At 70.2% G+C, this 12976-nt stretch carries 9 protein-coding genes; 5 read left to right on the top strand and 4 right to left on the bottom strand.

Annotated elements, in window-relative coordinates:
* Positions 1 to 71: 71 nt before the first annotated feature.
* On the bottom strand, positions 72 to 392 hold the full coding sequence (locus IAI54_RS09320; protein WP_187973411.1) for a hypothetical protein: 321 nt from the start codon (positions 390 to 392) through the stop codon (positions 72 to 74).
* Positions 393 to 517: 125 nt separating this feature from the next.
* On the bottom strand, positions 518 to 1039 hold the full coding sequence (locus IAI54_RS09325; protein ID WP_235679305.1) for a winged helix DNA-binding protein: 522 nt from the start codon (positions 1037 to 1039) through the stop codon (positions 518 to 520).
* A 110-nt stretch (positions 1040 to 1149) separates the two neighbouring features.
* On the opposite strand from IAI54_RS09325, the gene IAI54_RS09330 reads away from it, so the two are divergent.
* Complete coding sequence (locus IAI54_RS09330; protein ID WP_187972079.1) at positions 1150 to 4818, top strand: hydantoinase B/oxoprolinase family protein; 3669 nt, start codon at positions 1150 to 1152, stop codon at positions 4816 to 4818.
* Between the two features lie 273 nt (positions 4819 to 5091).
* Here the strand turns inward: IAI54_RS09330 and IAI54_RS09335 are convergent, their stop codons facing one another.
* Positions 5092 to 5520: a hypothetical protein gene (locus IAI54_RS09335; protein WP_187972080.1), complete on the bottom strand. Its 429-nt coding sequence runs from the start codon at positions 5518 to 5520 to the stop codon at positions 5092 to 5094.
* A gap of 1628 nt (positions 5521 to 7148) precedes the next feature.
* Between IAI54_RS09335 and IAI54_RS09340 the strand changes: the two genes are divergently transcribed.
* The 3 genes from IAI54_RS09340 (at position 7149) to IAI54_RS09350 (ending at position 10242) form a co-directional block, all read left to right on the top strand.
* Entirely contained in the window at positions 7149 to 8090 is a 942-nt protein-coding gene (locus IAI54_RS09340) for an IS110 family RNA-guided transposase (protein WP_187972081.1), read from the top strand.
* A 254-nt stretch (positions 8091 to 8344) separates the two neighbouring features.
* Positions 8345 to 9583 carry a BtaA family protein gene (locus IAI54_RS09345; RefSeq protein WP_187972082.1) on the top strand — a complete coding sequence of 413 codons (1239 nt, stop codon included), beginning with the start codon at positions 8345 to 8347 and terminating at the stop codon, positions 9581 to 9583.
* A 2-nt stretch (positions 9584 to 9585) separates the two neighbouring features.
* The gene (locus IAI54_RS09350; RefSeq protein ID WP_187972083.1) at positions 9586 to 10242 is read left to right on the top strand and encodes an SAM-dependent methyltransferase; all 657 of its coding nucleotides are present in this window, start codon (positions 9586 to 9588) and stop codon (positions 10240 to 10242) included.
* 245 nt (positions 10243 to 10487) lie between these two features.
* Here IAI54_RS09350 and IAI54_RS09355 read toward each other — a convergent pair whose 3' ends face one another.
* Positions 10488 to 11870, bottom strand: a complete 1383-nt coding sequence (locus IAI54_RS09355; protein ID WP_187972084.1) for a serine hydrolase domain-containing protein — start codon at positions 11868 to 11870, stop codon at positions 10488 to 10490.
* Positions 11871 to 12096: 226 nt separating this feature from the next.
* Between IAI54_RS09355 and IAI54_RS09360 the strand changes: the two genes are divergently transcribed.
* Positions 12097 to 12912, top strand: coding sequence for a glycoside hydrolase family 25 protein (locus IAI54_RS09360; RefSeq protein ID WP_187972085.1), 816 nt, complete (start codon positions 12097 to 12099; stop codon positions 12910 to 12912).
* Positions 12913 to 12976: the final 64 nt, after the last annotated feature.

The following is a 12976-nucleotide window of genomic DNA, read 5'->3' on the forward strand; positions in this document are numbered from 1 at the left end:
CCGCAGCATCCCCAAAACGCAGAAAGCCGGGTCGAGCCCGGCCTTCCGCTGCGGATGCTGAAGACGATCGCTTACTGGACCGCCGGAACGTCGTCCGCCGGCTCGACGTCGTCGGTGCCGACGGTGCTGTCGGGCGCTGCGCCCGTCGTGCCATCGGTCCCCATCGTGTCGCTTTCCGGCGCGATGCTCTGCGTCGTCGTGCCATCGGCCGGCGTCGCCTCGTCCGTCTCCGGAACCACGATCACGTTGGTATCGGTGCCGGGGGTGGTGACCGGAGCGGTCTCCTGGACTTCGGGCTCGACGCTCTGGGTCGTGGTGGTGTCGGTGTCGCTGCAGGCGGCGAGGCCGAGCAGAGCGAGCGACGACACGGAAGCGATGATGATCTTCTTCATGATGCACTCTCCTGTTGCAGGGTGCACCGCTGCGGCGCACCGTCGGGAGATGAATGCGCGGACGCTGCGGCAGTTGCCTCAATTCGGATGACCGGACGCAACAATGCGTCAGCCGCCGCCCGGCCTCAGAGGCTGGCCGCGCTGCGAGAGGCCTGGTCGTACTGGCCGGACAGCGCCCGCATCAGCGCCGCGATCTCGCTGATCTGGCCGTCCTCGAAGTGCAGCGCCTTCACGCTTCCGACCAGCAGCGCCTCCCGCACCTCCCGGTAGCGCGCGCAGGCCTGCGCGCCCGCGGACGTGACCCTGACGGTCTTCTCCTTGCCGCGCCGCCCGGTTTCGATCAGTCCGGCGCCTTCGAGCTTCTTCAGCGCGTAGGAGACCACGTGTGTGTCCTCGATGTTGAGCATCATGCACAGGTCGGCCAGCGTCTTCTCGCGGCCGCGATGGTTGCTCGAATGCAGGATCTGCACGTCCAGTGGCCCGAGCCCCGGAATGCCGGCCGCCCCCATGCAGCGCACCATCCAGCGCTGGAAGGCGTTGTTGAGGATGGTCATTGCGAATTCCATCTCCGACAGCGACGGCATCGCGCCGTCCGCCAGATGCGCCGCCGAGACCACCGGTCCGAACCCCTTCCCCTCGCCTTCCACTCCGCCCTCCATTCATTGACAAAATATCGACGATTCGTTGACGTTTTGTCTTCGTTTGCCTTATAGCCGGAAACGCGCAAATCTTCAAACGAGACCGGAGGTGACGGCGTATGGACGGACGGTGGGATTTCTGGATCGACCGCGGCGGCACCTTCACCGACGTCATCGGCCGCGATCCGGACGGCAGCCTGCATCCCCGCAAGCTCCTCTCGGAGAACCCCGAAGCCTACCGCGACGCCGCCGTCCAGGGCATCCGCGACCTGCTCGGCGTTCCGGCCGGCGCACCGATCCCCTCGCACCGCATCGGCGACGTCAAGATGGGCACGACGGTCGCCACCAACGCGCTGCTGGAGCGCAAGGGCGACCGCGTCCTTCTCCTCATCACCAGGGGATTCCGTGACGCCCTGAAGATCGCCTACCAGGCGCGGCCCGACATCTTCGCCAAGGAGATCGTGCTGCCCGAGCAGCTCTACGAGCGGGTGATCGAGGTCGAGGAGCGCGTCCGCGCCGACGGCTCGGTGGAGACGATGCCCCGGCTCGACGACGTGAAGCCGCTGATCGAGCAGGCGCGCGCCGACGGCATCGAGGCGGTCGCCGTCGTCTTCATGCATTCCTGGATCTACCCGGACCACGAGCTGATGGCGGCGAGCCTCTGCCACCATGCCGGCTTCACCCAGATCTCGGTCAGCCACCAGACCTCGCCGCTGATCAAGCTCGTCGGCCGCGGCGACACGGCGGTCGTCGACGCCTACCTCTCGCCGATCCTGTCGCGCTATGTGAGCCGGGTGGCGGCGGAGCTGGGGGCCGGGGCGGCGCAGCCGGACGGCCCCAACCTCATGTTCATGATGTCGTCGGGCGGGCTGACCGCGGCCGAACTGTTCCAGGGCAAGGACGCGCTGCTGTCGGGCCCGGCCGGCGGCGTCGTCGGCATGGTCGAGACGGCCAGGCTCGCCGGCTTCGAGAAGGTGATCGGCTTCGACATGGGCGGCACGTCGACCGACGTCGCCCATTATGACGGCGCCTACGAGCGCGCCTTCGACACCGAGGTGGCGGGCGTGCGCGTGCGCGCGCCGATGATGCGCATCCACACGGTGGCGGCGGGCGGCGGTTCGATCCTCCATTTCGAGGACGGCCGCTTCCAGGCAGGTCCCGATTCGGCCGGCGCCAATCCCGGCCCCGCCTGCTACCGCCGCGGCGGGCCGCTCGCCGTCACCGACGCCAACGTGATGCTGGGCAAGCTGCAGCCCGACTTCTTCCCGGCGATCTTCGGCCCCGCCCAGGACCAGCCGCTCGACCGCGACGTGGTGAAGGCGAAGTTCGCCGCCATGGCGGAAGCGATCGGCGACGGGCGCTCGGCCGAAGCGGTGGCGGAAGGCTTCGTCACCATCGCCGTGGAGAACATGGCCAACGCGATCAAGAAGATCTCGGTGCAGCGCGGCTACGACGTCACCGAATATCTGCTGAACTGCTTCGGCGGCGCCGGCGGCCAGCATGCCTGCCTGGTGGCCGATGCGCTCGGCATGGAGGCCGTGCTCGTCCACCCCTTCTCCGGCCTGCTCTCGGCCTACGGCATCGGTCTCGCCGCCGTCTACGCCTCGCGCCAGCACGCGCTGCTGAAGCCGCTGGCCGAGGAGACCCTGCCGGAGATCCGCATGCTCGCCGAGGGGCTGCGCCAGGCCGTCTATGCCGAGCTGAACGGCCAGGGCATCGCCGACGCCGAGATCGCCTGGCGGCCGGTGCTGCAGGTCCGCTACGACGGCACCGACACGGCGCTGCCGGTGGATTTCGACGATTTCTCGGTGGAAGACGCCGTCGCCGCCTTCGAGGCCGCGCACCGGGCGCAGTTCGGCTTCGTCTACGAGAACAAGCGCATGATCGTCGAGGCGATCAGCGTCGAAGGCATCGACATGCGCGACGCCGGCCGCGACGAGGCCGACCTGCCGCTCGAGGACCGCACCGCCGAACCCGCCGGCAGCGTGCCGGTCTTCTGCGAGGGCGCATGGCGCGACGCCGCCGTCTTCCGCCGCGAGAGCCTGTTCCCCGGCGCGACCGTCGCCGGCCCGGCGCTGATCGTCGAGAGCCACCAGACCATCATGGTCGAGCCCGGCTGGCGCGCCGAGATCACCGCCAGGGACCACGTGCTGCTGCGCCGCGTCGAGCGCAAGGCGCGCCAGGCGGCGCTGGGCACCGCGGCCGACCCGGTGATGCTGGAGGTCTTCAACAACCTGTTCATGTCGATCGCCGAGCAGATGGGCGTGACGCTGCAGAACACCGCCTATTCGGTCAACATCAAGGAGCGGCTCGACTTCTCCTGCGCCGTCTTCGACGCCGAGGGCGCGCTGGTCGCCAACGCCCCGCACATGCCCGTCCATCTCGGCTCGATGGACCGCTCGGTGGAGACGATCATCCGGCTCAACGCCGGCGACGTGTATCCCGGCGACGTGTTCGCGCTCAACGCGCCCTACAATGGCGGCACGCACCTGCCCGACATCACGGTGGTGACGCCGGTGTTCGAGACGGTGGAACTGCCGATCTCCCCCCTCGTGGGGGAGATCGGCCGATCGCCGAGGATCCTCTTCTGGGTCGCCTCGCGCGGCCATCACGCCGACGTCGGCGGCACGGCGCCCGGCTCGATGACGCCGCTCGCCACGACCGTCGACGAGGAGGGCGTGCTGTTCGACAATTTCCGGCTGGTCGAGCGCGGCCGCTTCCGCGAGGCGGAGCTGCACCATCTCCTGACCGACCATCCCTGGCCGGCGCGCAACCCGCACCAGAACATCGCCGACCTGAAGGCGCAGATCGCCGCCAACGAGAAGGGCGTGGCGGAGTTGCGCAAGATGGTCGCGCATTTCGGCCTGCCGGTCGTCGAGGCCTATATGGGCCACGTGCAGGACAACGCCGCCGAGAGCGTGCGCCGCGTGCTGGAGCGCCTGCCCGACGTATCCGCCTATGAATACCCGACCGACACCGGCCAGGTGATCAGGGTGAGGATAACCGTCGACCGCGCGGCGCGCACGGCGAAGGTCGACTTCACCGGCACCTCGCCGGTGATGAAGAACAATTTCAACGCGCCGGAGCCGGTCGCGCGCGCCGCCGTGCTCTACGCCTTCCGCGTCATGGTGGAGGGCCAGATCCCGATGAATGCGGGGTGCCTCAGGCCGATCGAGATCGTCATCCCCGAGGGCTGCATGCTGCGGCCGAGCTACCCGGCCGCGGTCGTCGCCGGCAATGTCGAGACCTCGCAGCACGTCACCAACGCGCTGTTCGGGGCGCTGGGGGCGCTCGCCAACGCGCAGGGCACGATGAACAATCTGACCTTCGGCAACGCCACCTACCAGTATTACGAGACGATCTGCTCGGGCTCGCCGGCCGGCCGCATGAACGACGGCCGCGGCTTTGCCGGCACGTCGGGCGTCCACGTCCACATGACCAATTCGCGGCTGACCGACCCGGAGATCCTGGAGCTGCGCTTCCCGGTGCTGCTGGAGGATTTCCATATCCGCGCAGGCTCCGGCGGCAAGGGGCGGTGGAACGCCGGCGACGGCACGCGCCGCACCATCCGCTTCCTCGAGACCATGGAATGCGCGATCCTGTCGTCGCATCGCGGCCGCCCGCCCAAAGGCCTCGACGGCGGCGGCGACGGCGAGGTCGGCCGCACCGAGGTGCGCCGCCTCGACGGCACGGTCGAGACGCTGAAGGCCTGCGACCAGACGGTGGTGCAGGCGGGCGAGGCGGTGATCGTGACGACGCCGACCAGCGGCGGATACGGCCGGCGCTGACCGCCGGGCAGAACGGGCGAAGAAGCGGGAATCGGGAGACGGGAGATCCGGGGACGGTTTCCCTGATTCGGCACTGGTCGCCGCGCTGTCGCGAGGGGCGCGACCGCCGGAAATCCGGGGCGGTCATTCGGCACCGGTCGCCGCCCTTTCGCGGTCGGTTTCAGGTCGAATGAAGCAGACTGTCCCCGCACTTCCGCCAGCACGGGCGGGCCGGGAAGCGGCGCTGCCGCCCGGCCTGCGGGACATCGGGATGGGATCGGCGCGGCGTCGGCGTCAGGACGTGTCGTGAACCTGCGGCAGCGGCAGGCCGGGCAGGACGGGACAAGCACCGGCCCGGCACGCGCGGCGTCCGGGGACCGCGTCGCGGCCGGGCGCCCAGGCGGTGCCGCCGAGGGCAGCCAGCACCGCCGAGAGCACGGCCGCGCACCAGCGGTAGCGCCAGGCGACCAGCGCGGCATCGAAGGGGCTGGCGTCGTCCGGTCCCGCGGCGGCCGCGAGTTCGTCCTCGATCACGGCGACGTCGATCCGCAGCGCGTCGGCGACGCTGACCCGCGCGGCCCGCTCGCCGCGGCGGAGGAAAAACAGCACCAGCCAGCGCACGGCAAAGCAACGGCCGGCGGCGGCGTCGGCATGCGCGGCGAGCGACAGCAGGAGCGTGATCGTCTCCCGCAGCTTCCGCCCGTTCAGTCCCGCCCCGCCCATATCCGCCCTCCTTCAGCTGCGGCCAGTCTGTTGTGGACCGGCAGGGGTGTGGACAGAATTTTCGCAAGGCATTGATTTCGCCGGCAGGGCCCGTCCTCCACCCCACGCCGTGGGGGCGGAGGTGGCGTCGCGAAGCGACGACGGAGGGTGGCAGCGCAGGATGTAGCGGCGACGGGGGCGGCGGCGGCACGTGCCTCGTCGTGGACCGGATCGCGGGCATGTCCGGCGAGGCGTGGATCCCGGATACGTCGTCCTGCGCTGCGCTCGGACGCCGTTCCGGGATGACGAAGGTGGGGGGCGGCAGTGTTTTCACCGTCGTCATCCCGGGCGAAGCCGGAGCGAAGCGGAGGCGCAGACCCGGGATCCATGCCTCGGCGGTCGTCGAAAGGCGGGGCGGTGCAGGCGACCCACCGGTCCTTCTCCATTGTCCCGCTCGATGACCTGCGCCGAGGCATGGATCCCGGATACGTCGTCCTGCGCTGCGCTTGGACGCCGTTCCGGGATGACGAAGGTGAAGGGGATGGCGCTGCTTTCACCGTCGTCATCCCGGGCGAAGCCGGAGCGAAGCGGAGGCGCAGACCCGGGATCCATGCCTCGGCGGTCGTCGAAAGGCGGGGCGGTGCAGACGACGCACCGGTCCTTCTCCATCGTCCCGCTCGATGACCTGCGGCGAGGCATGGATCCCGGATACGTCGTCCTGCGCTGCGCTTGGACGTCGTTCCGGGATGACGAAGGTGAAGGGGATAGCGCTGCTTTCACCGTCGTCATCCCGGGCGAAGCCGGAGCGAAGCGGAGGCGCAGACCCGGGATCCATGCCTCGGCGGTCGTCGAAAGGCGGGGCGGTGCAGGCGACCCACCGGTCCTTCTCCATCGTCCCGCTCGATGACCTGCTCCGAGGCATGGATCCCGGATACGGCGTCCTGCGCTGCGCTTGGACGCCGTTCCGGCATGACGAAGGTGGAGGGGACGGCGCGACGGGTCGGATCCTCGGGCCGTCGATGCGCGGGAGCGTGATGGACGGCCTGGCCACGTCCGTCGTGCCGACCGTCCGTCGTCCCGGACTGGTCCGGCGGGGTCCCCCCCTCCGCCTCGCTTCGCTCGGCACCTCCCCCCTACTTCGTGGGGTTGGAGGATGGGCGGCGGCGCTTGGGGCGGGCTGTCCTCCACCCCACGCAGTGGGGGCGGAGGTGGCGTCGCGCAGCGACGACGGAGGGGGGGGCGCGGCGCCGGAGGATGCGGCGGCGACCGTGACGACGGCGGCGGAGGGAAGCGGCGCTGGCGGAGGGACGGCACCGACCGGGAGCGGCACTGGCGGGCGACGGCGCGTGCCTCGTCCTGCACCGGATCGCGGGGACGGATGGCGAGGCATGGATCCCGGATACGTCGTCCTGCGCTGCGCTTGGACGTCGTTCCGGGATTGTTTGAGCCGAACGGGGTAGTGTTGGATGAGGCTGCGGGCTCGAACTCCCGCAGCCTCGGCGGCAGGCGACCGTTTCCGGGATCGGGCCGACACCCGACGTCATCAAGGCTCCCTGCCGCCTTTGCACCACCGCTTGGAGAGTTGATCGGGCCCCTGACGCGCCGTCACGCCCGCAAACAATCCGAAGCCCGCAAAGGATAGCACCCTCATGGCCTTTCTGCACCACCCGCCCGCCTGCTGCCTCGGCGTCGATGTCGCCAAGGACAGTCTCACCGTCAGCAACGGCCGCCAGGCCGCCGCGACCATCGACAACAGCCGATCCGCCATTCGCGCCATGCTCAAGAAAGCCCGGCCCGACCTCGTCGTCTGCGAGCCTACCGGCGGCTACGAACTGCTGCTTCTGGAGGAATGCCTCAAGGCCGGAATCGCCTGCCACCGTGCCGACACCCTGAAGCTCAAGAGCTTCATCCGCTCCTTTGGCACGCTCGGCAAGAGCGATGCCATCGACGCCGCCCAAATGGCCGCCTATGCGCGCGAGCGCTGGGCCAAGCTGTCTTTATGGCAGGCGCAAGACGCCGACGAGAGGCAGTTGCAGGTCCTGGTGCGGCGTAGGGCCGACCTCGTCGCCTTCAGGGTCGCCGAGCGCAACCGCTCCAGGGCGCCCGGCGCCAAGGCACTCGCAGCCTCCTTCAAGGCCATGCTGGCCGCCATCGAGCAACAGATCGACAAGCTCGACGCGGCGATCGCCGCCCTCGTCGCACGCAGCCAGAGCCTGCGCCAACGCATCGCCGTGTGCACCGCCATGAACGGCATCGGCCTCACATGCGCCGCAACCCTCATCGCCCAGATGCCCGAACTCGGCTCCCTCCAGCGCAGGCAGGCCGCCGCCCTGGCCGGGACAGCTCCCCACCCCAACGAGAGCGGAACCGCAACCGGCCAGCGGCGGCAACGCGGCGGCAGGCCGCAGATCAGAACAGCCCTGTTCATGCCGGCCCTGCGCGCAGCCGCCGGCAGAGGCGAGTTCGCATCCTTCTACAAACGCCTCGTCGACAACGGAAAACGCCCCATCGTCGCAATCGCCGCAGTCATGCGAAAGATCATCGTCACCCTCAATGCAAGGCTCAGAGACGCACAATCGGCTCAGAGTTGATGACGAAGGTGGCGGGCAGGCCGGGCGAGGCAGGCCTGCGCGGTTCCGGCTGCCCGCGCTCTACCGTCCAGTTCCTTCTGCCTTCTCCCTTCTCCCTTCTCCCTTCTCCCTACTCCCTTCTCCCTTCTCCCTACTCTCTACCCCCTTCTCCCAGTCTGCCATTCGCCATTCGCCATTCGCCCCGCCCCTGTCACGGCCCTGTCATCGCCCTCGACTACCCGGACCGGAACGCCAACCGTGACGGATTCGCCATCATGACCGACCTGTCCGCCGACATCGCGCTCGAACCCCGCCGCCACATCCGGAAGGCCGTCTACCAGAACGGGCCGTTCTCGGCGGCCGGCCTGTCGGAGCGGCTGTTCGCGCTGGCTTTTTCCGGGCTGGTCTACCCGCAGATCTGGGAGGATCCCGAGATCGACATGGAGGCGATGGCGCTGGGGGACGGGCACCGGGTGGTCACGATCGCTTCCGGCGGCTGCAACGTGCTCTCGTACCTCACCCGCGGCCCGGCCCGGATCGATGCGGTCGACCTCAACCGCGCCCATGTCGCGCTGAACCGGCTGAAGCTCGAGGCGGCGCGGCGGCTGCCGTCGCAGGAGGACTATTTCCGCTTCTTCGGCGCCGCCCGCACCGGCCACAACGCGCTGGCCTACGACCGCTTCGTGGCCCCGCATCTCGACCGCGCGGCGCGGCGCTACTGGGAGGCGCGGGACTGGCGCGGCCGGCGCCGCATCGCCGTCTTCGACCGCGACTTCTACCGCACCGGCCTGCTCGGCCTCTGCATCTCGATGGTGCACGGCGTGGCGCGGCTGCACGGCGTCGATCCGAAGGAGATCATGCAGGCGGAGGACCTGCGCGCGCAGCGCATCTTCTTCTCCGAGCAGCTGGCGCCGCTGTTTCGCCGCCGCCTGATCCGCTGGGCCGCGTCCAACAAGGCCTCGCTGTTCGGCCTCGGCATCCCGCCCGCGCAGTACGACGCGCTGGCCGGCGGCGAGACCATGGCCGACGTGCTGGCGGAGCGCGTGCGCAAGCTCGCCTGCGACTTTCCGCTGAAGGCGAACTATTTCGCCTGGCAGGCCTTCGCCCGCCGCTATCCGAAGCCCGGCGAAGCGGCGCTGCCGCCCTATCTCGAGCCCCGGAACTTCGACGCGGTGCGCGCGGGTGCCGCGCGCGTGGCCGTGCACCAGACGAACTTCACGGACTTCCTGTCGGAGAAGCCCGCCGCCTCGGTCGACCGCTACGTGCTGCTCGACGCACAGGACTGGATGAGCGACGCGCAGCTGAACGCGCTGTGGGCCGGGATCACCCGCACCGCCGCACCGGGCGCCCGCGTCATCTTCCGCACCGCCGCGGTGCCGACGCTGCTGCCCGGCCGCGTCTCCGACGGAACGCTGGCGCAGTGGCGCTACGAGGCCGACGCCTCGGCCGAGTTCACCGCCCGCGACCGCTCGGCGATCTATGGCGGCTTCCACCTCTACGTGAAGCGGGGCTGACGATGGAGCGCGCCGCAGCCGACCACGCCGCGCTGATGGACGGCGTCTACCGCCTCCAGCGCCATGTCTACGACGCGACTCGCAAATACTACCTGCTCGGCCGCGACCTTATGATCGAAGGCCTCGACGTGCCGGACCGCGGCACGGTGCTGGAACTCGGCTGCGGGACCGGCCGCAACCTCGTGCTCGCCGCCCGGCGTTATCCCCGCGCGCAGTTCTTCGGCCTCGACATTTCGGCCGAGATGCTGGCGACCGCGCAGGCCTCGGTGGAGCGCGCCGGCCTGGCGGGCCGGGTGACGCTGGCGCGGGCGGACGCGACCCGCTTCGAGCCGCGCGACCTGTTCGGCACCGGCCGCTTCGACCGCGTCTTCGTCTCCTACGCGCTGTCGATGATCCCCGGCGGGGAGCGGACGGTGGCGCTCGGCCTCGACGCGCTGGCGCCGGGCGGCGCGCTGCACATCGTCGACTTCGGCGGCCAGGAACGGCTGCCCGACTGGTTCCGGTCGGTCCTGCGGGCGTGGCTGGCGAAATTCCACGTCAGCCCGCGCGACGACCTGCGCCGCGTGCTTGAATCGGAATGCGAACGGACCGGCGCAAGCCTTTCGATGGATTCGCTTTACTGCGGCTACGCGGTGCATGCGGTGCTGCACAGGGGCTGAGCGGGCGGCGATCGTCTTCGGGCCTCGGCGCCGCCCCTCATCCCCCTGCCGGGACCTTCTCCCCGCAAGCGGGGAGAAGGGGCTGCGGCTGCGATGGCAGCGCGAAGCCTACGACCATTGCGATGGACGAAGCTCTCGGTTGAGGCTCTCTTCTCCCCGTTTGACGGGGAGAAGATGCCGGCAGGCAGATGAGGGGCAGCGCCGACGTCGCTCGAAAAGACCGCCTGCATGAACAAGCGCCCGCCCTACTCCAGCGCCTTCGCCACGGCTTCCACCAGCCCCTGCGACTTCCAGCCGAGCTTGGACGGGGTGAGCCCAAGCCGCAGCACGACGAGGCCCTTCGAGGGGATCATCGCCATCGACTGGCCGTCATGGCCGAGCGCCCAGAACGCGTCGGCGGGCAGGTCGAAGCCGGCGTCGGGGTCCTGTCCGTCGGGCGTGCCGCCCTGCGGACCGTGCAGCCAGAGCTGGCCGTTGCCGTATTCGCCGTTCGAGGCCGGCGCCGGCTGGCGCATCCAGGCGAGAAAGTCCGCCGGCACGACCTGCCGGCCGGCCGCCGTGCCGTCGCCCAGCATGAACAGGCCGAAGCGGGCCCAGTCGCGCGCGGTGGCGTAGAGGTAGGACGAGCCGACGAAGGTGCCGGACGCGTCGGTCTCCAGCACCGCGCTCTCCATGCGGAGCGGATCGAACAGCGCCTCGCGCGGCCAGTCCATCGCCGCCTGCGGCTCGCCCAGCGTGTCCTGCCAGAGCCGCGACAGGAGGACGGCGGTGCCGCTCGAATAGCTGAAGATCGTGCCGGGCGGCCCGGCGAGCGGCCTGGACGCGGCGAAGCCCGCCATGTCGGGCTCGAGATAGAGCATGCGGGTGACGTCGGTGACGTCGCCATAGTCCTCGTTGAAGGAAAGCCCGCTCTGCATCCCCATCAGGTCCGACAGCGTGATGCGGGCGCGCGCGTCGGTCCAGGCGGGAAACAGGCCCGACTGGTCGAGCGAGAGCAGGCCTTCCTGCACCAGCGTGCCGACGAGGACCGCGTTCACCGTCTTGGTCATCGACCAGCCGAGCAGCGGCGACGTCGCGTCGAAGCCCTCGCCGTAGCGCTCGGCGACGATGCGGCCGTCCTTGACGACGACGACCGCGCGCAGGCCGGGACCGGTGAGCGCGTCGTCGGCGAGGATCGCAGCGACCGCCTGCGCCTGCGCCGGCTCCACCATGTCGCCCGCAGGCCAGAGCCCGGGGCGGGCGGCCGGGCTGCCCGGCGTCGCCGAGAGATCGGCGAGCGCTGCGCGGTCGCCGGAGGGCACGGAGGCGCAGCCGAGGCCGTCGCGGTGGGCGGCGAGGCCGGGGCCGAACAGGCCGAGAAGCGTAGCCTTCGCGGTGCCGGCGGAGGGGTCGACGTCGACCTCGAGCCAGCGCAGCAGCGGGTGCCCCGGCGCCTGGACGTCGACGGCGAGCACCGCGTCGGCGTCGCGGCCGGCGACGAAGACGTTGGAGCAGACGATCTTGGCGGTGTAGCCGGCGCCGACGCGGATCAGCTCCGGCGGCGCCAGGAACAGCCAGCCGGCGAGACCCGCCACCGCCACGACGACGAGGATCAAGAGCCATTTCACGAGGGTTGCGAGAATGCGCATGGGCGGCGTCGTCCTGTCCGGTCGGTGCGGCGGGGACGGCCGCGGCCATGGAATTGCCGCCATCCCCCGCTTGCTGGCCGGCACAATCGGGCGGGCCGGCGCGAAAGGCAATCACCAATTCGTGGTCGTCCGCCGGACCTTCGCGCGATGACCGGGCAGGAGGCCTGGTCTATCCAGCTCCACGCGGAGCGGCCCGATTCGGGGCCCCGGACGGAAGGAGGACGAGATGCGCCGATGGGCGGCGGCGACCCTGGCGGCCTGTGCCGTGGCGATGCTGGCGGGCTGCACCTCGGGCGGCATCCGGCTGTCCGACCTCGCGCCGACGTCCGGTGCGGCGCCCGGCGTGGCGGTGACCAACCCGCGCTACGGCGATCGCGACCCGCATGCCTGGACCGGCCGGGCGCCGTGGGCCTATCCGGTGCACGGCACCGACGTGTCGAAATACCAGGGGCCGGTCGACTGGGAGAAGGCGCGGGCGAGCGGCATCTCGTTCGCCTTCATCAAGGCGACGGAGGGCGGCGACCGGGTCGACGAGTTCTTCCACCGCAACTGGAACGCGGCCAAGCTCGCCGGCGTGCCGCGCGGGGCCTATCATTTCTTCTATTTCTGCCGGCCGGCGATCGAGCAGGCGCAATGGTTCATCCGCCACGTGCCGCGCGACCGGACCGCCCTGCCCCCGGTGCTCGACATGGAATGGAACCACCTGTCGCCGTCCTGCAAGCTCAGGCCGCCCGCCGCCACCGTGCGCGCCGAGATGAAGGTGTTCCTCGACGCGGTGGAAAAACACTACGGCAAGCGGCCGATCATCTACACCTCGATCGACTTCTGGGAAGACAACGGCCTGTCGGGCTTCAGCGGCTACGACTGGTGGCTGCGCTCGGTCGCCGACCATCCCGACACCCGCTACGGCCGGCAGAACTTCCTGTTCTGGCAGTACACCGGCACCGGCATCGTGCCCGGCATCCGCGGCGACGCAGACATCAACGTCTTCTCCGGCAGCGTGTCGGCCTGGCAGCGCTGGCTGAAGGCCACCGCGGGCTGAACGACGCGGCCAGACGGGCGGAACGCGCGTCGTGTGCCGGCCGTGGTCGGTCGGCGGGATGGCA

It is taken from the genome of Aquibium microcysteis, from assembly GCF_014495845.1.
Classification (GTDB): Bacteria; Pseudomonadota; Alphaproteobacteria; order Rhizobiales; family Rhizobiaceae; genus Aquibium; species Aquibium microcysteis.

Excerpts from the sequence above, each read along its gene's own strand:
- IAI54_RS09320 (WP_187973411.1), bottom strand. The coding sequence starts at position 392 with ATGAAGAAGATCATCATCGCTTCCGTGTCGTCGCTCGCTCTGCTCGGC.
- IAI54_RS09330 (WP_187972079.1), top strand. The coding sequence starts at position 1,150 with ATGGACGGACGGTGGGATTTCTGGATCGACCGCGGCGGCACCTTCACC.
- IAI54_RS09335 (WP_187972080.1), bottom strand. The coding sequence starts at position 5,520 with ATGGGCGGGGCGGGACTGAACGGGCGGAAGCTGCGGGAGACGATCACG.
- IAI54_RS09340 (WP_187972081.1), top strand. The coding sequence starts at position 7,149 with ATGGCCTTTCTGCACCACCCGCCCGCCTGCTGCCTCGGCGTCGATGTC.
- IAI54_RS09345 (WP_187972082.1), top strand. The coding sequence starts at position 8,345 with ATGACCGACCTGTCCGCCGACATCGCGCTCGAACCCCGCCGCCACATC.
- IAI54_RS09350 (WP_187972083.1), top strand. The coding sequence starts at position 9,586 with ATGGAGCGCGCCGCAGCCGACCACGCCGCGCTGATGGACGGCGTCTAC.
- IAI54_RS09355 (WP_187972084.1), bottom strand. The coding sequence starts at position 11,870 with ATGCGCATTCTCGCAACCCTCGTGAAATGGCTCTTGATCCTCGTCGTC.
- IAI54_RS09360 (WP_187972085.1), top strand. The coding sequence starts at position 12,097 with ATGCGCCGATGGGCGGCGGCGACCCTGGCGGCCTGTGCCGTGGCGATG.